Consider the following 21,025-nt stretch of genomic DNA (forward strand, 5'->3'; position numbering starts at 1 on the left):
TTTTTCCTCTTAAACCAGGCCGCAAGCGGTTAAAAACAGGTCGATAGCTTTGATACCAATAAACGGCACAATTAATCCGCCCAGGCCGTAAATCCACAGATTGCGGCGTAACATGGCTGCCGCACTCAGCGGTTTGTAGCTCACGCCACGCAACGCCAGTGGGATCAGGAAGATGATGATCAACGCATTAAAAATGACCGCGCTTAAAATGGCAGAAGACGGCGAGTGCAGATGCATCACGTTTAGCGCGTTAAGCTGCGGGTAAGTGGCGGCAAATGCGGCAGGAATAATGGCGAAGTATTTCGCGACGTCGTTGGCAATACTGAAGGTGGTCAGTGAGCCACGGGTCATCAACATCTGTTTGCCGATATGCACCACTTCAATCAATTTGGTGGGGTTAGAGTCTAAATCCACCATATTGCCCGCTTCTTTTGCCGCCTGAGTCCCCGAGTTCATCGCAACGGCGACGTCTGCCTGCGCCAGTGCCGGAGCATCGTTGGTGCCATCACCGGTCATGGCGACTAAACGGCCTTCCGCCTGATACTGGCGAATTAACGCCAGCTTGGCTTCCGGTGTTGCTTCGGCAAGAAAATCGTCAACACCCGCTTCGGCAGCAATGGCAGCGGCCGTCAGGCGGTTGTCACCGGTGATCATCACGGTTTTAATACCCATCTGGCGCAACTGAGCAAAGCGCTCTTTGATGCCGCCTTTGACGATATCTTTCAGAGCGATCACACCCAGCACGTTAGCGCCTTCTGCGACAACCAGCGGCGTTCCACCGCTACGGGCAACCCCTTCGACGAGCGTGTCGACTTGCGGTGGGAAGTGGCCGCCGTTTGCCTCAACATGGCGGCGAATGGCATCAACCGAACCTTTGCGAATCATGCGGTCCTGGATATTGATACCGCTCATGCGGGTTTGTGCAGTAAACGGCACAAAGGTGGCGTGCAGGTTTTGCACATCACGTTCACGCAGGTTAAAGCGTTGTTTCGCCAGCACGACAATACTGCGGCCTTCCGGCGTTTCATCAGCAAGAGACGAAAGCTGTGCCGCATCGGCCAGGGTTTTTTCTTCAACACCGTGCGCTGGCAGGAAATCAGAAGCCTGGCGATTCCCAAGCGTAATGGTGCCGGTTTTATCCAGCAGCAAGACGTCTACATCACCCGCCGCTTCTACTGCACGCCCGCTGGTGGCAATCACGTTGGCACCCAGCATGCGGCTCATCCCGGCAACGCCAATCGCCGAAAGAAGCCCGCCGATGGTGGTGGGAATCAAACAGACCAGCAGGGCAATCAGCACCGTAACGCTAACTGCGACGCCACCGTATTGCGAGAACGGCCACAGTGTTGCGGTTGCCAGTAAAAAGACGATAGTGAGCGCCACCAGTAAAATCGTCAGCGCGATTTCGTTTGGTGTTTTACGGCGCTGCGCGCTTTCGACCATCGCAATCATGCGGTCGAGGAACGTTTCACCCGGATTCACGCTGCACTGAATCACCAGCCAGTCAGAAAGAATACGCGTACCGCCCGTTACAGAGGCAAAGTCGCCACCTGACTCACGGATAACCGGTGCGGATTCACCGGTAATCGCACTTTCATCGACCGATGCGCCACCTTCCAGCACTTCGCCATCGCAGGGAATAATATCGCCTGCTTCAACCAGCACGATATCGCCTTTACGCAGATCGGCGGCGGGTACGTGATCCATTTGCGCGTCATGGTGCGGGGCGCGTAATTTGCGCGCCCAACTGGTTTTCTTCACCCCTTTCAGGCTATTGGCTTGTGCCTTGCTACGGCCTTCAGCCAGTGCTTCGGCAAAGTTTGCGAACAGCACGGTAAACCATAGCCAGATGCTGATAGCCAGAGTAAACGGCGCATCGCCCGATAGCTTTCCGCTAAACATCGCCACTGACAGGGCCGTGGTCATCACGCTGCCGACCCAAACGATAAACATCACCGGGTTACGCCATTGCACCTGGGGGGTAAGTTTTTTAAAGGAATCTATTAGCGCCTGACGAATCAGTGCTGGTTCAAATAGCGCCTGTTGCTTGCGACTCATGGAAGCCTCTTAATCACAAATTCACAAAGGAAAGGTGTTCCGCAACCGGGCCTAATGCGAGGGCGGGAATAAAGGTCAGTGCGCCGACTAACAACACGGTGCCAATCAGCAAGCCGATAAACAGTGGGCCGTGTGTTGGCAAGGTGCCGACACCTGCGCTTTGCGACTTTTTGCTGACAAGCGAACCGGCAATAGCCATCACCGGCACAATCACCGCAAAGCGTCCAAGCCACATACACACCGCAAGGAGGACGTTCCAGAAAGGTGTGCTGGCGCTTAAACCTGCAAATGCGCTGCCGTTGTTATTGGCAGCAGATGAAACTGCGTACAGCACTTCGCTAAAGCCGTGGATGCCTGGGTTGAACATCCCGGCGCGGCCTGCGTCGGTCATCATCGCCAGCGCGGTGCCGAGGAGTACCAGCGTCGGCGTGACCAGAATCGCCATCGCGGTCATTTTCATTTCCGCCACGTCTATCTTTTTACCCAGATATTCCGGTGTGCGGCCAATCATCAGCCCGGCGATAAACACCGTGAGCAGCACGAACAAAAGCATGCCGTACAAGCCAGAGCCGACACCGCCAAATACCACTTCACCAATTTGCATTAGCCACATAGGAACCATGCCGCCGAGTGCCGTGAAGGAGTCATGCATCGCGTTGACCGCGCCACAGGATGCGGCGGTGGTGATCACTGAAAACAGGCTGCTGGCCAGAATGCCAAAGCGGCTCTCTTTACCTTCCATATTGATATTGCTGTCAGCACCGAGCTGCGTGAAATGCACGTTGCCCTGCGTTTCCGCCCACATCACGACAACCACGCAGATAACAAAAATCACCGCCATCGCCCATAAAATGGCACGACCCTGGCGACGGTCACCGACGGCTTCACCAAATGCAAAACACAGTGCCGCAGGGATCAGGAAGATCGCCAGCATCTGCACAAAGTTAGTCAGTGCCGTTGGGTTCTCGAACGGGTGTGACGAGTTAGCGTTAAAGAAACCGCCGCCGTTGGTGCCGAGCATCTTAATCGCTTCTTGTGAAGCGACCGGGCCCATCGGCAGAATGTGCTGCACACCTTCAAGAGAGGTAAAAGGCTGATAAGTCGCGATGTTCTGCAACGTTCCCTGGCTGATGAAAAACAGCGCGATCAGTAATGAAATCGGCATCAGGATGTAAAGCGTGATGCGGGTTAAATCGACCCATGCATTACCCAGCGTGGTGGCGCTGTGGCGAGAAAATGCGCGAATCAATGCAAACACCACGGCAATGCCTGTTGCCGCAGACAGGAAGTTTTGTACCGTTAAACCCACCATCTGGCTGAAGTAGCTCAGCGTGGTTTCGCCGCTATAGGCTTGCCAGTTGGTGTTGGAGACAAAACTTACCGCCGTATTCAGCGCCAGGTGCCAGGACAGTCCCGGCAATTGTTGTGGGTTCAGAGGCAAACTTCCCTGCGTCATCAGAATGACGAACAGTGCCAGTACGCCTAAAACGTTAAACCCCAGGATAGCTGCCAGATAGCGTTTCCAGCTCATTTCGAGCGCGTCATCACCCAGAGCTTTCCACATTACTGATTCAAAACGGCCAACACCCGGCAGCGGTTCTCCTTCAATTAGCCGCGCCAGCACGCTGCCCAGCGGTTTTGCCAGTACAAAGAGCACCAGCAGGAAGCTGGCGATTAATAAAAATCCGGAAGCGGCCATCAGAATGCCTCCGCATTAATCAGGGCATAAATCAAATAAGCCAATAGCATAAATACCAGCACGACACCTGCAATTAGTCCTGCGCTCACAGTCCACCCCCAGTTGCCTGCCCGTCATACTTCGCGTTGCAGGTGTGTTGGCTCTTCTCGTTCACCCTTGAGTCAGTTCATCGGGATTCACTTGATTGCCGCCTTGCTGTCACTCGAATTATTCAGGGCAGATAAGTAATGCAGTGAGTGTGAAAGTTTCCGTGCAAAGAAGTCGTAAAAGTCTGCGGGCAGGGTGTAAAAAAAGTATAAAAATGGCAAAGGCATTAATTAACTAATGATTAGTATTTATTTAACTATTTTGTAACTTAATTACGCAGGGAAATGTAAATTAGTGGCAAAAAGTGTCATTGAGTGGTCGGATGAGTAGTAAACTTTCAGGCAATACGATACTATTTTGGTCAGATAACCAAGTTCTAATTTCCCGGCGTTTGCTGCCGGTCACAAAATGGAGGGAGAAACCAATGACTCTATACAAAGATTATCCAGCGCATCAGGTCTTCCTGCGTCGCACCTTCGTTGTTGTAGCGGGTGTCCTGGCTTTGCCAGTGATGCTGTTCTGGAAAGATCGCGCCCGTTTCTACAGCTACCTGCACCGTGTCTGGTCTAAAACCAGCGAAAAACCGGTCTGGATGGCTCAGGCTGAAGCCGCATCCGCTGATTTTTACTGAGTTTGTTGAGAAGTCTTCACTGCACGTACAAAATAGAAAAAGCCCCATCAGTTCACAACTGATGGGGCTTTTTTACCGTTCAGGGTGCCTCGGTTAATGTGCCAGTTCTCGCCAGTTATAAATTTGATTGGTGGTATCCATTACGGGCGCTTTACCTGCCAGCCGATGAGCAGCGTGTTGCACAGTTTCCTGTGGTCTATCTCCCGGTAGTGAAATCCCCATCCAGCGACGCATTAATGTATCGTTATTGGCGGTCGAATAAATATCCTCTACCGTTCCGGTATCCGGGTTATTAACCTGCGGGCTGTACCAGATAAACATGGGCACTTCAAAAGCGTGCTGGCTTGGTTTTACCCCACCATGATGGTAAACCACGCTTTGTATCGGTTCGCGTTCCAGTGCATGATCGGAAAAATAAGCGACAGAGGCTCGCCTGTCTTTCAGCAGCGCGAAAATATTGCCCAGTAGCTTATCAGTGAAGCGGATTGAGTTGTCATAACAGGCATCAATACCATCGCTTTGCGGCGTGAATAGAGCGTCAGTTGCTGGAAAACGTGTACATTCCGGTTCATGGCTACCATAAATATGCAGCACAATGAGCTGTTTACCCTGATGGTTTAATGCCTTGCGCAAGTCAGGTAATAACGCATCATCATAGCCATCGTTAACCCAGTGTTTATGGGTGGCATTCATCGCGATACCGGTAATCGCGTTATTGTAGTCACCTAGCATCCCTTGCTTGCTAAACCACGATGTGTCAAAACCCGCCTGATTAGCCAGATTAATAATATTGTCCGAATAGTGCTGGATATTGTGGTTTATCACGGTATCGGCTGTGATCGCCAGCGGCACGGCGGTAATGGTGATAGGTGCTCCGCTAATGGCATGATTCCACAGTAGTAGATGGCTGCGTTCAGCTTCTAAATGCGGCGTAGTGGGTTGCGGGTAACCATAAATACTCATGTTTTCGCTACGCGCGGACTCCCCGATAACCAACACATAAGTATCAATCCCGGTTTCCTGGGTTTGCAGGGAGTAATCGGGAATCTGGCTTGCGATCTGCTTAATTAAATGTTGATCGCTCCATGCCTGAAGAAAATATTTAGTATTACTTATGGGTAAATAGTTCATGACACGCGCGGTGATACTTCCCTGACTGTTTTTCTTAATATGATGGACAGTCGCTTGCACAATATTACTGATGAGTAAAATGGCTAATAAATAAAATGGATATTTTGCCAGCCATTTACTGCCAGTGGCAGGCATCATCGCAACGCTACCTAATAACAAAATGACCAGCGCCAGAAAACCTAAACAGTATTTTTGGTATAACCACAACATCGCGCTGATTTCGTGGCTATCGCTATCCAGAATGCTCATCGCAAAGCCATAGCTAAACGCGGAGCCAAAGGTGCCTCGCGCATAGAACGTCAGTGTGACATCCCATGCCACCCACAATATTGGCAACAGTGCGGCTAACAAGCGGACGAGTTTATTTTTAATTAAACCCAAAGATAACATTAACAATACAAATATTATTAATCTTTGAAACATAACATGTGCCGGAGCAAACAAAACATTGGCTACAGCCACAATCAATATACCTATCCCCAAAGGAATAAATTGGCGTGCTCTACTTAACATATAAATAACATCCGCGCAGAATTACCGTTTTAAACGGTTTTATTAAATTTGCTATCAACGGGGATTAATATACTTAAAGGCATCAATAAGCATAGATATATTCATTAGATGAATTGTTTCTTTGACATGCGTCAGTAAGTCATCTGAACAACAACGCCCTTGGCACTGTTATTTATCGCGCAAAATGTGGGAAGATGAGGCACTACACATCGAAATCACTGGGGCAGCAGCATGTTGATTTGGCAGGATTTACATCATTCAGAATTGAGCGTCACCGATCTCTACACGCTTCTGGCACTGCGCAATGAAGTGTTTGTGGTCGAACAAAATTGCCCTTATCAGGATATTGATGGCGACGATCTGGTGGGGGAGAACCGCCATATTCTTGGCTGGAAGGACGGCAAGCTGGTGGCCTATGCCCGTATCCTGAAAAGTGAAAGCGAGTATGAGCCTGTGGTGATTGGCCGCGTGATAATCGATAAAAGTGCGCGCGGCGAAAAACTTGGCTATCAGTTAATGGAACAGGCAATGGCTTCTTGCCAGCAAAACTGGCCGGGAACTACCGTCTATTTAGGCGCACAGGCCCATCTGCAATCGTTCTATACTCACTTTGGGTTTAAACCGGTTACCGACGTTTATGACGAAGATGGCATTGCGCATATCGGGATGGCGAACGCCTAATCGCCGGGCGAAAAGCATCAGTGTTGTCTATACTCGTCATACTCCAGGCTACAGGGGATCTTGTGGCCTGGCTCTTACTTGAATTATTAGAGTATTTAGCGAGCAAACGAGTATTTTTAAACACGGAGAACAGTGATGCAACCGTATGAATCTCGTCTTGATGATGATTTAACATTGCTGAGCGAAACGCTTGAAGAAGTGCTGCGTTCCTCAGGTGACCCTGCTGACCAAAAATACATTGAGCTTAAAGAACGTGCCGAACAGGCGCTCAGTGAAGTCAAAGCCCGCGTCAGTAGTGCGTCAGACAACTATTATTATCGTGCAAAACAAGCCGTTTATCGTGCCGATGATTATGTCCGTGAAAAACCATGGCAAGGAGTTGGTGTGGGTGCGGCTGCAGGCCTGGTGTTAGGGCTTTTATTAGCCAGACGCTAAGAGTCTTCCGGCACACAGTTTCATCGTGTGCCGGTTATACCTGGTAGGTGGGATTTTTTTTTACCACCATGACCACGTATAATCAGGGGTTTTCAGGGAAGGTGAGGTAAACGTGAATTCAGTTGTCGTCGCGCTGCAACAGTTACAACTTGCATTGAACGCAGAATTTGCGGATGCGCCAGGCTTACAGCAATTAGCATTTTCTGTCAGTCTGAGTGATGCCTCGGATGCTCTCGCATGGTTAACAACCCAACGGCTTTATCCACAATTTTACTGGCAGCAACGTAATGGCGACGACGAAATCGCAGCCCTTGGTGCGTTGCGTCAGTTTTACACCTTAAATGCAGCACGCGCATTTCTTGATGATTATGCCGGGCAGCCGGGTGTTCGTATTACGGGCGTGAATGCATTCTCACCTGACACCAGCTGTTTATTTCTCCCGCGTCTTGAATGGCGACGCACCGGGGGAGGCGCTTCTCTCTATCTCAATCTGTATAGCGAAATTTCGCTACGGGATGACGCGCGTGCGGCACAGCAATTCCTCGAACAACTCCTGCCAGCCAAACAACTTTTATTGCAGCGACTGAATTGTGTGGCTGAACAACATATTCCGACCCAACCTGAATGGCAGCAACTTATTGGCAGCGCCCTGACCGCCATTGAGCAGCATGAGATGGATAAAGTCGTGCTGGCCAGAGCCACCGATTTACAATTTACCGCGGCGGTTTCAGCGGCCGCGTTTATGGCGGCAAGTCGTCGCGTCAACCTGAATTGCTATCACTTCCTGATGGTGTTTGATGCCAGCCACGCATTCCTGGGTTCAAGCCCGGAACGCTTATGGCGGCGAATTGATACCGCACTACGCACCGAGGCGTTAGCCGGAACGGTGGCGAACCACCCTGACGATCATCGTGCCTGGTCACTGGGGCAATGGTTGCTCAAAGATGATAAAAATCAGCGCGAAAATATGCTGGTGGTAGAGGATATATGCCAGCGGTTGCATAAAACGGTAGGCGCGATTGACGTACTACCGCCGCAAGTTGTACGCCTGCGAAAAGTACAACATTTGCGCCGCTGTATCTGGACCGATCTCGCCACCCCTGACGATGCCGCCTGCCTTGCGATGCTGCAACCAACGGCCGCCGTCGCGGGTCTACCGCGCGATGTTGCCCGTGATTTCATTGCCAGCAATGAGCCTTTTGAACGTGAGTGGTATGCGGGTTCAGCGGGTTATATGTCCCAGCGCCAGGCAGAATTCTGCGTGGCATTACGTTCAGCAAAAGTGACTAATAATACGGTGCGTTTATATGCGGGTGCCGGTATCGTCGCCGGTTCTGATGCGGCAGAAGAATGGCAAGAAATAGAAAATAAAGCCGCTGGGTTGCGAACGTTGCTAACAAAAGCCACGTTCTAACGTCACATTACCGACCCATATCAAAATAACCTTCTCAGCAATATTTATAATGAGTCAGCAAAATTGACTCAGGACTTAATCATGTCGATAAGCTCATTTAACCGCCGTTGGGCTACGGTAATTCTTGAAGCGCTAACCCGCCACGGTGTACGCCATGTGTGCATCGCTCCCGGTTCGCGTTCTACACCGCTTACCCTTGGGGCGGCCGAAAATAGGGCTTTCATTTGTCATACACACTTTGACGAACGTGGTTTAGGGCACCTGGCGTTAGGGCTGGCAAAAGCCAGTCAGGCTCCGGTCGCGATTATTGTGACTTCCGGGACGGCGGTTGCAAACCTCTATCCGGCCATTATTGAAGCGGGTCTGACGGGTGAAAAATTGGTGGTATTGACCGCCGATCGTCCACCAGAGCTTATTGATTGCGGCGCGAATCAGGCCATTCGCCAGCCTGGGATTTTCAGCACTCATCCGACTCAGGCGATCAATTTGCCGCGTCCGACGCAGGATATTCCTGCCCGCTGGTTGGTTTCGACGATTGATAATGCACTTGGCCAACAGATGCATGGTGCGGTTCACATCAATTGCCCGTTCGCCGAGCCGTTATATGGCGAACCGGATGAAACCGGCATGAGCTGGCAACAGGCGCTCGGCGACTGGTGGCATAGCGATAAACCCTGGCTGCGTACGGGTTCAGCGAACGAAGCGGTTAAACAGCGGGACTGGTTTTTCTGGCGGCAAAAGCGTGGTGTGGTCGTTGCCGGGCGTTTGAATGCTGAAGAAGGTAAACAGGTTGCCGCCTGGGCGAAAATGCTGGGCTGGCCGCTGATTGGCGATGTGTTATCGCAAACCGGACAACCGCTGCCTTGTGCTGACTTATGGCTGGGCAATAGCCGGGCGGTCGACGAGCTTGCCGAAGCACAAATTATTATCCAGTTTGGCAGCAGCCTGACAGGAAAACGCGTTCTGCAATGGCAGGCGACATGCGAGCCGGAAGAGTACTGGCTGGTGGATAACCTGCCCGGCAGACTGGACCCCGCCAATCATCGTGGCCGTCGTTTGTCCTGCGATATCTCGCAGTGGCTGGAGCTGCATCCGGCGGAAAAACGCATTGCCTGGGATGAGAAATTAACCACACTGGCGAAAATTGCACAGCAGGCGGTGAAAAAGGGCACGACCGAATTTGGCGAAGCGCAAGTGGCTGCCCGTTTACCGGAATTGTTACCTGATGCCGGGCAGCTGTTTGTTGGCAACAGCCTGATCGTTCGCCTGGTGGATTCTTTCGCGCAGTTGCCTGCGGGTTACCCGGTGTTTAGCAACCGAGGGGCCAGCGGTATCGACGGTTTGCTTTCTACCGCGGCTGGCGTACAACGCGCCACCGCCCGTCCGACGCTGGCGATTGTGGGTGATCTTTCTGCACTTTATGACATCAACTCTCTTGCCCTGTTACGCCAGGTTTCTGCGCCGTTTGTTTTGCTGATCGTGAATAACAATGGCGGGCAAATTTTCTCGCTGTTGCCAACCCCTGCAACCGAACGCGAGCGTTTCTACACCATGCCGCAAAACGTTAATTTTTCCCATGCGGCGGCGATGTTTGGCCTCGAGTACGGCAACCCGACTTGCTGGGACGAGCTGTATAACGCGGTCAGCAAAGCCTGGCGACAACCACATGCGACGATCATCGAACTGAATGTGCCTGAAACTGATGGTGCGCAAACCCTGCAACACTTGCTGGCGCAGGTTAGCCTGGCATGATTCTGCATGCGGTTTATCGTGAAGGGCGCGATGCAAACTTGCCGTGTCTGGTCTGGCTGCACGGTTTTTTAGGCAGCCAGCAGGAGTGGGAAGACGTCAGCGGGCACTTTAACGACTGGCCGCAACTGCGCATCGATTTGCCCGGGCACGGCAAATCAGCCGATATAACGGCAGATAGCTTTGCACAAGTTGATAAACTGCTACGCGCCACACTGCTTAGTTACAACATCCTTAATTACTGGTTGATTGGCTATTCACTTGGCGGGCGTGTGGGGATGTACCATGCTTGTCAGGGGGATAATACCGGTTTATGCGGACTGGTGGTTGAGGGGAGTCATCCTGGTCTTGTTGATGAAAACTCCCGCCGTGAAAGGCAAGTCAACGACCACCGTTGGGCGCAGCGTCTGCTGAATGAACCATTAAAAAATGTGCTCAACGACTGGTATCAACAGGCCGTTTTTCAGACGTTAAACAATCAGCAACGTGATGCGTTAGTCGCTGTTCGTTGTGAGAATAATGCGGTAAGCCTTGCCGCCATGCTCATGGCGACATCATTGGGCAACCAGCCGGATTTACGGACAGTGCTGAAACAATTGCCGCTGCCGTTTTACTATTTTTGTGGTGAGCGGGATGAGAAATTCCGGGCCATAGCGCAAAGCTTAGGCTTATCACCGCACCTTATTACTGGCGCAGGCCACAACGCGCACCGGGAAAATCCTGGTGAATTTAGCACCTGTCTGTCCCCTTTATTGCGAAAACTTATCGAGGAAACACCATGATTTATCCAGATGAAGAAATGCTTTACGCGCCGGTTGAATGGCAGGATTGCTCGGAAGGTTACACCGATATCCGTTATCACAAATCGGCTGACGGTATCGCTAAAATCACCATCAACCGTCCGGAAGTGCGTAACGCATTCCGCCCGTTGACGGTGAAAGAGATGATTAACGCGCTGGCTGACGCCCGTTATGACGACAATATCGGCACTGTCATTCTGACTGGCGAAGGCGATAAAGCCTTCTGCGCAGGCGGTGACCAGAAAGTGCGTGGCGACTACGGCGGCTACCAGGATGCAAGCGGCACCCATCACCTGAATGTGCTGGATTTCCAGCGTCAGATTCGTACCTGTCCAAAGCCTGTGGTGGCAATGGTGGCGGGTTTCTCCATCGGCGGCGGCCACGTGCTGCATATGATGTGTGACCTGACTATCGCTGCTGAAAACGCCGTCTTCGGTCAGACTGGCCCTAAAGTGGGTTCGTTCGACGGTGGCTGGGGTGCTTCTTATATGGCGCGTATTGTCGGCCAGAAAAAAGCGCGTGAAATTTGGTTCCTGTGCCGCCAGTACGATGCGAAAGAAGCGTTGGATATGGGTCTGGTGAATACCGTTGTGCCAAATGCCGATCTTGAAAAAGAGACCGTGCGCTGGTGCCGCGAAATGCTGCAAAACAGCCCGATGGCACTGCGCTGCCTGAAAGCCGCGCTGAATGCCGATTGCGACGGCCAGGCCGGTTTGCAGGAACTGGCGGGTAACGCCACGATGCTGTTCTACATGACCGAAGAGGGTCAGGAAGGCCGCAACGCGTTCAACCAAAAACGCCAGCCTGACTTCAGCAAATTTAAACGGAACCCGTAATGCGCAGCGTCGAACTGTGGCGCTTTCAGGTGCCGATGGATGCGGGAGTGGTGCTGCGCGAGCGGCGCCTGAAAACACGTGATGGGCTGCTGGTTCGTCTGACTGACGGTGGAAAACAGGGCTTGGGTGAGATCTCTCCGTTGCCCGGTTTTAGCACAGAAACCGTCGATGATGCTTTGAGCGTTGCACAAACCTGGCTGCAAGCCTGGCAAACGGGTGCGCAAACTGAATTGCCTGAAATGCCATCCGTGGCATTTGGCCTGAGTTGTGCGCTGGCTGAAATCAGTGGCGAATTACCGCAGGCTGCGGATTACCGTGCAGCCCCGTTGTGTACTGGCGACCCTGATGAACTGTTTGCCATGCTAGAGGCTATTCCCGGCGAGAAAATCGCCAAGGTGAAAGTGGGTTTGTATGAAGCGGTGCGCGACGGCATGGTGGTCAACCTTCTGCTGGAAGCGATGCCCGATTTGCGTCTGCGCCTTGATGCCAACCGTGCATGGACACCGCTCAAAGCACAGCAGTTCGCCAAATACGTTAACCCGGACTTTCGCCCGCGCATCGCGTTTATCGAAGAACCGTGCAAAACCCGTGAGCAATCTCGTGAGTTTGCCGGTGAAACCGGTATCGCCATCGCATGGGATGAAAGTCTGCGCGAGCCAGATTTTGAGTTCGCTGCCGAACCGGGTTTGAGTGCGGTGGTGATTAAACCAACGCTCACCGGTAGCCTGGCAAAAGTTCGCCTGCAGGTGGAACAAGCTCATGCTCTGGGTTTGACGGCGGTGATCAGCTCATCCATTGAGTCCAGCCTGGGTTTGACACAGCTTGCGCGTATTGCGGCATGGCTGACGCCGCAAACGCTGCCGGGCCTTGATACGCTATCGTTGATGCAGGCTCAACTGGTGCGCGAATGGCCAGGCAGTCCGTTACCGTGCTGGTCACTGGAATCCCTTGAGCAAGTGCTATGAGTTTTCAAGATTTCCCCTGGCAGCACTGGGCACAGATTCGTAGTGCCGAACCCGCATTAACACTGGGTGACGAGAGCCTTACGTGGCGCGAACTATGCCAGCGTATTGATGCGCTGGCAGGTGGTTTCCATCACCAGGGCGTGTGGGAAGGGCAAGGCGTGGTGCTGCGTTCGAAAAACTGCCCCGAAATGGTGTTAGCGTATCTCGCATTATTACAGTGCGGGGCGCGTATTTTACCGCTCAACCCGCAGTTGCCGGGCGCTTTGCTGGAACAGCTTTTGCCCGATTTGACCATCAGCCATGCGCTAACATTTGGTGATCCGCTTACCGTTACTGGCATCAATTCGTTGGCGATGACGGAAGGCTCTGGCTTTCAGGTTGACTGGCAACCGTCGCGATTAACGTCGATGACGCTGACCTCTGGCTCCACCGGTTTACCCAAAGCAGCCGTTCATACCGGTGATGCCCATCTTGCCAGTGCCGCAGGTGTGCTGGCGGTAATGAGCTACGGTGCGAGCGACAGCTGGCTGTTATCACTGCCTTTGTTCCATGTCTCCGGCCAGGGCATTTTGTGGCGCTGGTTACTGGCAGGTGGTTGCATGGTGGTGCGCGATTTACACCCGTTAAGCCATGCACTGCAAGGCTGTACGCATGCGTCACTGGTGCCGACTCAGCTCTGGCGTTTGCTGGAACAAGAACAACCGTTAACGCTGCATGAAGTGTTGCTGGGCGGTGCGGCGATACCCGTTGAACTAACACAGGCGGCGCAGGAGAAAGGCATCAATTGCTGGTGTGGTTACGGGTTAACGGAGCTGGCTTCGACGGTGTGTGCGAAACGTGCCGACGGCCTGCCGGATGTAGGTGAAGCGCTCCCCGGTCGCGAAGTAAAAGTGGTCGATGAAGAAGTCTGGATCCGTGCAAGCAGCCTGGCGGCGGGTTACTGGAAAACCGGGAAAGTCGAGCCGCTGGTTAATTCTCAGGGCTGGTTTGCCACTCGCGATCGTGGTGTTCTTACGGGCAAGCGCCTGACGATTCTTGGCCGCCTTGATAACCTGTTTTTCAGCGGCGGGGAAGGGATCCAACCCGAAGAAGTTGAGCGTGTAATTGTGACTCACCCTGCGGTTAAGCAGGCGTTTGTCGTGCCCGTTGATGATGCTGAATTTGGTCAGCGCCCGGTTGCAGTCGTGGAAGCCGATGAGAGTTTAGATCTCTCACTGCTCGCCGAATGGCTACAGGGCAAAGTGGCGCGTTTCCAGCAGCCGGTTCGTTGGTTGCGTTTGCCTGATGAACTCAGGCAGGGCGGGATTAAGATTTCGCGGGTGCAGTTAAAGTTATGGATAGAGCGGGTGGCTAATTAAAGCCACCCGCTTTTTACCGCATATTAACCCAGGTCCACTGCGGGCTTCCGCTGGCGACGAATCAAACGCAGAACCGGCGGCACAACGATGACCACAATCGCCATAATCAACAGCCCTTTTGCCACACCACTTTCCCACAGAATGCTCAGGCCGCCATTGCTGATAGACAGTGCCCGGCGCAGGTTTTGCTCGAGCATTTCACCCAGCACGAAGCCCAAAATTAATGGTGACATCGGGAAGTGCATTTTACGCAGGATGTAACCCAGCACACCCAACCCAACCATCAACAACAAGTCAAACGTCGTGCTGTGTACGGCATACACGCCAACCGCAGAAACGGCGGCAATAGTGGGCACCAGGAACCACAACGGAATACTCAGCATTTTGGTAAAGAAGCCGATTAACGGGATGTTCATAATAAGCAGCATCACGTTGGCAATCAGCAGCGAAGCAATCAGCCCCCAGACGATATCCGGCTGCTCGGTAAACATCGCAGGCCCCGGCGTAATGTTATACAGCGTCAGCGCGCCCATCATCACTGCGGTGGTGCCCGACCCCGGCACACCAAGCGTTAACATCGGAATAAACGAGCCGCAGGCAGAAGCGTTGTTTGCCGCTTCCGGTGCGGCGACGCCGCGAATATCACCTTTACCAAACGTGTCGCTATTGCCGCTGATCTTCTTCTCGGTCATATAGGCAATCGCGCTGGCGATGGTGGCCCCCGCACCCGGCAAAATCCCGACAAAGAAACCGATCACCGAGGAGCGTAACGTGGCCCCGGTACAGTGTGCGGCCTCTTTCATGCTGAACATCATGCGCCCGGTTTTGCGCACCAGCACTTGCCCGCTGCTGGTGCTTTCCAGCATCAGCAAAATCTCTGAAACCGAGAACAAACCAATCACGACCACGATAAATTGCACACCGTCGGAGAGATGAACGCTATCAAAAGTGAAGCGATAAACCCCGGTGTTGGCATCTACTCCGACGGTGGCAAGACCCAGGCCAATCAACGCTGCAAGGAAAGATTTCAGCGGATTTTGCGCCATCATGCTGCCGAGGCAGGCGATGGCAAAAACCATTAAGGCGAAGTATTCGGCTGGCCCAAACGCCAGTGACCACTGCGCCAGTGCAGGGGCAAAAAGAATAATTCCGATGATTGCCAGCAGTGAGCCGATAAACGAGCTGACGGCGGAAATCGACAATGCCACACCACCACGACCCTGCTTCGCCATGGGATAGCCGTCGAGCGCAGTCATAATCGCGGCGGCATCTCCCGGTACGTTGAGCAGTATCGACGAGATACGCCCCCCGTATTCACAGCCGATATAAACCGTTGCCAGCAGGATAAGCGCCGATTCTGGCGGCAGTTTCAGAGCAAAGGCTAATGGCAATAATATTGCTACACCGTTAATCGGGCCGAGGCCCGGCAGCAGCCCAACAATGGTGCCAACAAAGCAGCCAATCAGGGCAATCATCAGGTTTTCCGGCGTCAGCGCAACGGCAAAACCTTGTGATAAATAGAACCAGGTATCCATAAGTACTCCGTTCGCCCCGTAATCTTTCAAATTGCAGATGCGTTGGCTGCACTCACGCACCCCAGTCACTTACTTTAGTAAGCTCCTGGGGATACCTGAGTTTGCCGCCTTCCTGCACCTCGAAATCTAAAGGGGCTAGATCGTAGGTCAGTTCAGCCAGACACCGAGTGGCAGCGTCACATCCAGCAGGCGGTCAAAGGAGTAGAACAACACTCCGCCCATGACCACGCCGGAAATTAATGCCGCCGGAATGGTCGCACCAAACAACAAACCGACACAGGCGGTGAGGAGCGTGGTTGCCAGCGGGAAGCCAAGCCATTCAAATGCCCATGCGTAGAGCGCCAGCGCGATAACCATAATCAGCAACCGTTGCAGCGTCTGGCGATGCGGCCACTCCACTACGTCTGGGTGGCGCAGAAGCAGCAACACTGAGCACACCAACATCAGACCAATAATGGCGACAGGAAACGGGCGCGGCCCTACGGGTTCATAGCTATATTCGCTCTGGATTTGCCAGCCGATAAACAGGCCGGCAATACACAACGCAATCCAGATACCGGCAAAAATACGATCACTCATCATCGCCTCCGATTACTTCGCAAGACCGAATGCTTTGGCCTGTTCACGATAGCCTGTGACCTGTTTCTTCACGTATTCATCAAGCTCTTTACCTGACATGTTGAACTCAAACAGGCCGCGCAAGTCACGTTGCTTTTTGAAATTTTCGGTTTGCTGGAGTTTGGTAAAGGTATCCACCCACCACTGGTATTCCGCATCACTCACTTTCGGGCCAACGTAGAAGCCACGAATAATCGGCCATACCAGGTCAAAACCTTGTTCTTTAGCCGTTGGGATTTGCGCCAGTTCACCCGGCAGGCGATCATTGGCAAACACCGCCAGCACGCGCAGCTTGTCACCTTTGAGATACGGCACCATTTCGCTCAGATCGCCAGACACCGCCTGCACGTGGTTGCCCATCAGCGCGGTCACCGGTTCACCACCGCCTTCGAAGGCGACATAACGCATTTTGTGTGGGTCAACATTGGCTTTTTTCGCCAGCAACGCCGTCTTCATCCAGTCCTGGCTGCCGATAGAAGCACCCGCACCAATCACCACGCTATTAGGGTCTTTTTCCATCGCGGCGAGCAGGGATTTCAAATCTTTCCATGGTGAATCAGCACGCACGGCAATCATGCCGTAGTCGGTGCCCACACTTGCCAGCCAGCGCACGTCATCCACGCCATAGCGGCCAAATTTACCCTGCGACAGGTTTAGCAGTGAGCCGCCGGAAAAGGCAACAACAGTGCCTGCTTCCGCAGGGCGCTGCGCAACGATAGCGTTATAGGCAACGGCGCCAACGCCACCGGGCATGTAGGTCACACGCATCGGTTTTTCCAGCACGCCGGTTTCTTGCAGGCTGACCTGAATCAGTTTGCAGGTCAGGTCAAAACCGCCGCCAGGTTTCGCCGGGGCGATACATTCAGTACGGGAAGGGACTTCTGCTGCCAGTGAACTAAAAGCGGTCAATAAAAGGGCCGAAGCGGTAAGGGCAGAGAGCAGGGTACGTTTCATTTTCATCCTCACGTTAAACCGGTAGATGTTTCTCATTATGTGAGCCGCCTTGCAGTAGCTCGGTTGCGTGATTGTTAAGTCATTAACCTTTCATTTACCTTTCATTCGTGCCGAAATTTTACAGGATGTGATATGCGTCTCTTACTGGCTGAAGATAACCGTGAGCTGGCTCACTGGCTGGAGAAAGCCCTGATACAAGCGGGCTTTGCGGTGGATTGCGTGTTTGACGGGCAGGCAGCCGACCATCTATTACAAAACGAACGTTATGCGGTCGTGGTGATGGATATTGGCATGCCGAGAATGGATGGTCTTGAAGTGTTGCAGCGCTTACGCAAGCGCGGACAAACAGTTCCCGTTCTGTTGCTAACGGCGCGCAGCACGGTAAATGACCGGGTGAAAGGGCTGAATACCGGGGCAGATGATTATTTGCCAAAGCCTTTTGAACTGGAAGAACTGGATGCCCGGTTACGGGCGCTGGTACGGCGCAGTGAAGGGCAAATTCATGAGCAGCAACAGCTCGGGCAACTCGCTTTTCACGATGACGGTTATTTCTTACTGGAAAATAAACCGCTGGCGTTAACGCCCCGCGAGCACGCAATCCTGACGGTGCTGATGTATCGCCGCACACGCCCGGTGCCCAAGCAGCAACTTTTTGAACAAGTCTTTAGTCTTAGCGACGATGCCAGCCCGGAAAGTATTGAACTCTATATTCATCGGCTACGCAAAAAACTGGCCACCAGCAATGTGCAGATCACGACACTACGTGGGTTGGGGTATGTGCTGGAGTGCTGCGATGCGCACCTTTAAACCGAAATCACTCTTTGGACAATTACTTCTCTTTCTTGGTTTACCGTTATTTATTCTTTGGGGGTTTTCTGCGGTTAGCAGCTATTTGAGTGCGATGAATGCCGCAACTCAGGCCTACGACCGCACATTACTTGCTTCGACGCGAACTGTGGCAGAACAGCTCGTCGTGCATGACGGGAAATTGGCTGTTGATGTTCCGTGGGTGGTGCTCGACAGCTTCGAGCGCAACATGAACGACCGGCTGTATTACAAAGTTACCGACACGCAGGGCAAAGTGATTTCGGGTTACGACGACTTACCCGACATGCCTGCAAACACACCAGGTACTGAGCTTTATCCGGCTCTGGCCTGGTTTTATAACGCGACGTATCAGGGGCAAAGCATTCGCGTTGCTCGCCTGCTGCAACCCGTCAATGAAGGCGGGGTTAATGGCATGGCGCAAATTATCGTGGCCGAAACTATACAGTCGCGGCGCTACCTGGCGGTGCGGTTGCTCATCTCTTCAACGCTGACTCAAGGGGGGCTGGTTTTACTGACGCTGACGCTGGCGTATTTACTTTTAAGACGAGTGCTTAAACCGATGCGCCAGCTTTCAGTGCTGATGGTGCGCCGTGGTTCTGGCGATCTCACCCCGTTGCCTGATCTATTGCCGTGGTCGGAAACCCGTTTGTTGATTGTCTCTTTTAACCGTTATATCGACCGCCTGCGCAGTGTGCTGGCCAGGCAAGCGCGATTCAGTGCCGATGCTTCACACCAGCTACGGACGCCGCTCACAGTGCTGAAAACCCAGGCTTCTGTGGCACTCAGTAGCCCTGACCCGATGCAGTGGCGCGAAAGCCTGCTGGCGATGCAAACCACGCTGGATAACACCATCCATTTGACCGAACGCTTATTACAGCTTTCGCGCTTAAGCCGACTTGACCAGACAGAAGGGCAGGCGATAGAGGCGGTTGATTTAGTGAAAATCGCCCAGGCGTGTTGTTTCTCGAGCATGGCGCAGGCGCGAAGCAAAAATATCGATCTCGGTTATGAAGGATTACCTGTTGCATGGATAACCGGTGAGCCTGTCCTGCTGGGGGAGATGTGCATGAACCTGCTGGATAACGCCCTGAAATACACACCTGAAAACGGTATCGTCACCATTCGGGTGAGTTGTGATGAAGCGCAAATTGTCTGGCTTGAAATAGAAGACAACGGTCCTGGAATTGAAAGCGGGCAAGTGCGCCACGCGCTGATGCCATTCCATCGGTTAGATAACAGCGCCGAACAAAGTGGTGCGGGCATTGGGCTGGCACTGGTCAGCGATATTGCCCGTTACCATCGCACGCGGCCTGAATTACTACGTTCGCCATCGGGGGGATTATTGGTGAGAGTGAAATTAAGTGGTGGATAAACCTCATCCACCACTTTCTCTATTACAACGTTATTTCAAGGCTTTCAACGCCGCCGCAATGCCTGCGCCATATTCCGGGTGCACCTCGCGAAACAGGGCAATCTGACGCTCCTGAATAAACTCCGGAACATCTTTCATATCACCGGCGATACGGTTAAACATGCGTTGATGTTCTGCAGCACTCAGCAGGTTATACAGGGCGCGTGGCTGAGAGAAATAGTCAGTATCTTCACGATGATTCCAGTGGTCCGCCGCACCTTCGATACTTAACGGTGGTTCGCTGAAATCAGGCTGCTCCTGGAACACATTGAAGCTATTTGGCTCATACGTCACGCTATTGCTGCTGTTGCCATCAACGCGCATCGCACCATCACGATGATAATTATGGAACGGGCATTTTGGTGCATTAACCGGGATTTGGTGATGGTTAACGCCTAAACGGTAGCGATGCGCGTCGCCGTATGAGAACAGGCGGCCCTGCAACATGCGGTCTGGAGAGAAACTGATGCCCGGCACAACGTTTGCCGGAGACATTGCCACTTGCTCAACGTCGGCAAAATAGTTATCTGGGTTACGGTTTAACTCCAGCTCGCCTACTTCAATCAGGGGATAATCGCCATGTGGCCAGATTTTGGTCAAATCAAACGGGTTATATGGCGTCTGTGAGGCTTCCGCTTCCGGCATAATTTGCACGAACAATTTCCAGCGCGGGAAATTGCCTCCTTCAATGGCATCAAACAAATCACGCTGAGAGCTTTCACGATCATTGGCAATAATCGCAGCGGCTTCATCGTCCATTAAGTTGGTAATTTCTTGCTGAGTTTTCAGGTGGAATTTCACCCAGAATCGCTGATTGTCACTATTGATAAAACTAAATGTGTAGCTACCAAAACCGCGAATATCACGTTCAGCGTCGGCGGCGCCGCGCTCACCAGCAACCGTTGAAAAACGCAGGAACAGGTCGGTTTTTTTCCAGGCTCTGAGAAAATTTTTGCACGGGTGTATTTCGTAATATCGTGGGTGGCGGTGAACGTACCAAAGGCGCCAGAGCCTTTGGCGTGCATGCGACGCTCTGGAATGACTTCACGATCGAAATGGGCCAGCTTTTCTAAAAACCAAACGTCCTGTAGCAGCATTGGGCCACGTGGGCCCACGGTTGCAACATTATTATTGTGGGCTACGGGAGCACCGGATGCAGTTGTTAATCCTTTCTTACTCCTTGTTATCTCCATTTATCAATGTATGCAGCGGTAATATCGCAAAGAAATTACACCTCTATTTATAAGGGTATAATTAGCGCCCAGCTATTTGGTACTTTCTATCGCTGCAGTTAATGAACATCGTCCTGACAATGGCAGTTT

General features: G+C 52.6%; 18 protein-coding genes and 1 pseudogene. 11 read left to right on the forward strand and 8 right to left on the reverse strand.

The window, feature by feature from the left end:
• Window positions 1–9 precede the first annotated feature (9 nt).
• Genes kdpB through kdpF form a run of 3 tightly spaced genes read right to left on the reverse strand, consistent with a single transcriptional unit; the run spans window position 10 to window position 3,846 of the window.
• Window positions 10–2,058: a potassium-transporting ATPase subunit KdpB gene (gene kdpB / locus M975_RS03155; RefSeq protein ID WP_064557231.1), complete on the reverse strand. Its 2,049-nt coding sequence runs from the start codon at window positions 2,056–2,058 to the stop codon at window positions 10–12.
• 13 nt (window positions 2,059–2,071) lie between these two features.
• Complete coding sequence (gene kdpA / locus M975_RS03160; RefSeq protein ID WP_064557232.1) at window positions 2,072–3,757, reverse strand: potassium-transporting ATPase subunit KdpA; 1,686 nt, start codon at window positions 3,755–3,757, stop codon at window positions 2,072–2,074.
• Complete coding sequence (kdpF, locus tag M975_RS23545) at window positions 3,757–3,846, reverse strand: K(+)-transporting ATPase subunit F (protein ID WP_157093321.1); 90 nt, start codon at window positions 3,844–3,846, stop codon at window positions 3,757–3,759. Before kdpF ends, kdpA begins: the two co-directional genes overlap by 1 nt.
• A gap of 422 nt (window positions 3,847–4,268) precedes the next feature.
• On the opposite strand from kdpF, the gene M975_RS03165 reads away from it, so the two are divergent.
• Window positions 4,269–4,475, forward strand: coding sequence for a YbfA family protein (locus M975_RS03165; protein ID WP_064557233.1), 207 nt, complete (start codon window positions 4,269–4,271; stop codon window positions 4,473–4,475).
• A gap of 93 nt (window positions 4,476–4,568) precedes the next feature.
• Here the strand turns inward: M975_RS03165 and M975_RS03170 are convergent, their stop codons facing one another.
• Entirely contained in the window at window positions 4,569–5,987 is a 1,419-nt protein-coding gene (locus tag M975_RS03170) for a phosphoethanolamine transferase (protein ID WP_167350518.1), read from the reverse strand.
• A 363-nt stretch (window positions 5,988–6,350) separates the two neighbouring features.
• Between M975_RS03170 and M975_RS03175 the strand changes: the two genes are divergently transcribed.
• From M975_RS03175 to menE, 8 genes are all read left to right on the forward strand, one after another.
• The gene (locus tag M975_RS03175; RefSeq protein ID WP_064557235.1) at window positions 6,351–6,800 is read left to right on the forward strand and encodes a GNAT family N-acetyltransferase; all 450 of its coding nucleotides are present in this window, start codon (window positions 6,351–6,353) and stop codon (window positions 6,798–6,800) included.
• A 135-nt stretch (window positions 6,801–6,935) separates the two neighbouring features.
• A complete protein-coding gene (gene elaB / locus M975_RS03180) occupies window positions 6,936–7,235 on the forward strand; it encodes a stress response protein ElaB (protein WP_064557236.1) in 300 nt (99 codons plus the stop codon).
• A 112-nt stretch (window positions 7,236–7,347) separates the two neighbouring features.
• On the forward strand, window positions 7,348–8,649 hold the full coding sequence (gene menF, locus M975_RS03185; protein ID WP_064557237.1) for an isochorismate synthase MenF: 1,302 nt from the start codon (window positions 7,348–7,350) through the stop codon (window positions 8,647–8,649).
• A gap of 81 nt (window positions 8,650–8,730) precedes the next feature.
• Window positions 8,731–10,401, forward strand: a complete 1,671-nt coding sequence (gene menD, locus M975_RS03190) for a 2-succinyl-5-enolpyruvyl-6-hydroxy-3-cyclohexene-1-carboxylic-acid synthase (protein WP_064557238.1) — start codon at window positions 8,731–8,733, stop codon at window positions 10,399–10,401.
• Complete coding sequence (menH, locus tag M975_RS03195; RefSeq protein WP_064557239.1) at window positions 10,398–11,180, forward strand: 2-succinyl-6-hydroxy-2,4-cyclohexadiene-1-carboxylate synthase; 783 nt, start codon at window positions 10,398–10,400, stop codon at window positions 11,178–11,180. The genes menD and menH overlap by 4 nt, the downstream gene beginning before the upstream one ends.
• Window positions 11,177–12,034, forward strand: coding sequence for a 1,4-dihydroxy-2-naphthoyl-CoA synthase (gene menB / locus M975_RS03200; protein WP_064557240.1), 858 nt, complete (start codon window positions 11,177–11,179; stop codon window positions 12,032–12,034). Before menH ends, menB begins: the two co-directional genes overlap by 4 nt.
• Entirely contained in the window at window positions 12,034–12,999 is a 966-nt protein-coding gene (menC, locus tag M975_RS03205) for an o-succinylbenzoate synthase (protein WP_064557241.1), read from the forward strand. Before menB ends, menC begins: the two co-directional genes overlap by 1 nt.
• Window positions 12,996–14,357 carry an o-succinylbenzoate--CoA ligase gene (gene menE, locus M975_RS03210; RefSeq protein ID WP_064557242.1) on the forward strand — a complete coding sequence of 454 codons (1,362 nt, stop codon included), beginning with the start codon at window positions 12,996–12,998 and terminating at the stop codon, window positions 14,355–14,357. Before menC ends, menE begins: the two co-directional genes overlap by 4 nt.
• Before the next feature lie 23 nt (window positions 14,358–14,380).
• On the opposite strand, the gene M975_RS03215 is transcribed toward menE, so the two are convergent.
• The 3 genes from M975_RS03215 to M975_RS03225 form a co-directional block, all read right to left on the reverse strand.
• Window positions 14,381–15,892 carry a tripartite tricarboxylate transporter permease gene (locus M975_RS03215; protein WP_064557243.1) on the reverse strand — a complete coding sequence of 504 codons (1,512 nt, stop codon included), beginning with the start codon at window positions 15,890–15,892 and terminating at the stop codon, window positions 14,381–14,383.
• A 147-nt stretch (window positions 15,893–16,039) separates the two neighbouring features.
• Window positions 16,040–16,471 carry a tripartite tricarboxylate transporter TctB family protein gene (locus M975_RS03220; protein ID WP_064557244.1) on the reverse strand — a complete coding sequence of 144 codons (432 nt, stop codon included), beginning with the start codon at window positions 16,469–16,471 and terminating at the stop codon, window positions 16,040–16,042.
• Window positions 16,472–16,483: 12 nt separating this feature from the next.
• Window positions 16,484–17,464: a Bug family tripartite tricarboxylate transporter substrate binding protein gene (locus tag M975_RS03225; RefSeq protein ID WP_064557662.1), complete on the reverse strand. Its 981-nt coding sequence runs from the start codon at window positions 17,462–17,464 to the stop codon at window positions 16,484–16,486.
• 132 nt (window positions 17,465–17,596) lie between these two features.
• On the opposite strand from M975_RS03225, the gene tctD reads away from it, so the two are divergent.
• Window positions 17,597–18,271, forward strand: a complete 675-nt coding sequence (gene tctD / locus M975_RS03230) for a transcriptional regulator TctD (protein ID WP_064557245.1) — start codon at window positions 17,597–17,599, stop codon at window positions 18,269–18,271.
• The gene (locus M975_RS03235; protein ID WP_064557246.1) at window positions 18,258–19,664 is read left to right on the forward strand and encodes a sensor histidine kinase; all 1,407 of its coding nucleotides are present in this window, start codon (window positions 18,258–18,260) and stop codon (window positions 19,662–19,664) included. Before tctD ends, M975_RS03235 begins: the two co-directional genes overlap by 14 nt.
• Before the next feature lie 30 nt (window positions 19,665–19,694).
• Here the strand turns inward: M975_RS03235 and M975_RS03240 are convergent.
• A pseudogene (locus M975_RS03240) lies at window positions 19,695–20,896 on the reverse strand (catalase).
• Window positions 20,897–21,025 lie beyond the last annotated feature (129 nt).

This window comes from Buttiauxella brennerae ATCC 51605 (genome assembly GCF_001654925.1).
Classification (GTDB): Bacteria; Pseudomonadota; Gammaproteobacteria; order Enterobacterales; family Enterobacteriaceae; genus Buttiauxella; species Buttiauxella brennerae.

What these genes read in the sequence shown, in the direction of transcription:
- menC (WP_064557241.1), top strand. Translation starts at nt 12,034, where the DNA reads ATGCGCAGCGTCGAACTGTGGCGCTTTCAGGTGCCGATGGATGCGGGA.
- M975_RS03235 (WP_064557246.1), top strand. Translation starts at nt 18,258, where the DNA reads ATGCGCACCTTTAAACCGAAATCACTCTTTGGACAATTACTTCTCTTT.
- menD (WP_064557238.1), top strand. Translation starts at nt 8,731, where the DNA reads ATGTCGATAAGCTCATTTAACCGCCGTTGGGCTACGGTAATTCTTGAA.
- M975_RS03175 (WP_064557235.1), top strand. Translation starts at nt 6,351, where the DNA reads ATGTTGATTTGGCAGGATTTACATCATTCAGAATTGAGCGTCACCGAT.
- menH (WP_064557239.1), top strand. Translation starts at nt 10,398, where the DNA reads ATGATTCTGCATGCGGTTTATCGTGAAGGGCGCGATGCAAACTTGCCG.
- menE (WP_064557242.1), top strand. Translation starts at nt 12,996, where the DNA reads ATGAGTTTTCAAGATTTCCCCTGGCAGCACTGGGCACAGATTCGTAGT.
- tctD (WP_064557245.1), top strand. Translation starts at nt 17,597, where the DNA reads ATGCGTCTCTTACTGGCTGAAGATAACCGTGAGCTGGCTCACTGGCTG.
- M975_RS03165 (WP_064557233.1), top strand. Translation starts at nt 4,269, where the DNA reads ATGACTCTATACAAAGATTATCCAGCGCATCAGGTCTTCCTGCGTCGC.
- M975_RS03225 (WP_064557662.1), bottom strand. Translation starts at nt 17,464, where the DNA reads ATGAAACGTACCCTGCTCTCTGCCCTTACCGCTTCGGCCCTTTTATTG.
- menB (WP_064557240.1), top strand. Translation starts at nt 11,177, where the DNA reads ATGATTTATCCAGATGAAGAAATGCTTTACGCGCCGGTTGAATGGCAG.
- kdpB (WP_064557231.1), bottom strand. Translation starts at nt 2,058, where the DNA reads ATGAGTCGCAAGCAACAGGCGCTATTTGAACCAGCACTGATTCGTCAG.
- kdpA (WP_064557232.1), bottom strand. Translation starts at nt 3,757, where the DNA reads ATGGCCGCTTCCGGATTTTTATTAATCGCCAGCTTCCTGCTGGTGCTC.
- M975_RS03215 (WP_064557243.1), bottom strand. Translation starts at nt 15,892, where the DNA reads ATGGATACCTGGTTCTATTTATCACAAGGTTTTGCCGTTGCGCTGACG.
- elaB (WP_064557236.1), top strand. Translation starts at nt 6,936, where the DNA reads ATGCAACCGTATGAATCTCGTCTTGATGATGATTTAACATTGCTGAGC.
- M975_RS03220 (WP_064557244.1), bottom strand. Translation starts at nt 16,471, where the DNA reads ATGAGTGATCGTATTTTTGCCGGTATCTGGATTGCGTTGTGTATTGCC.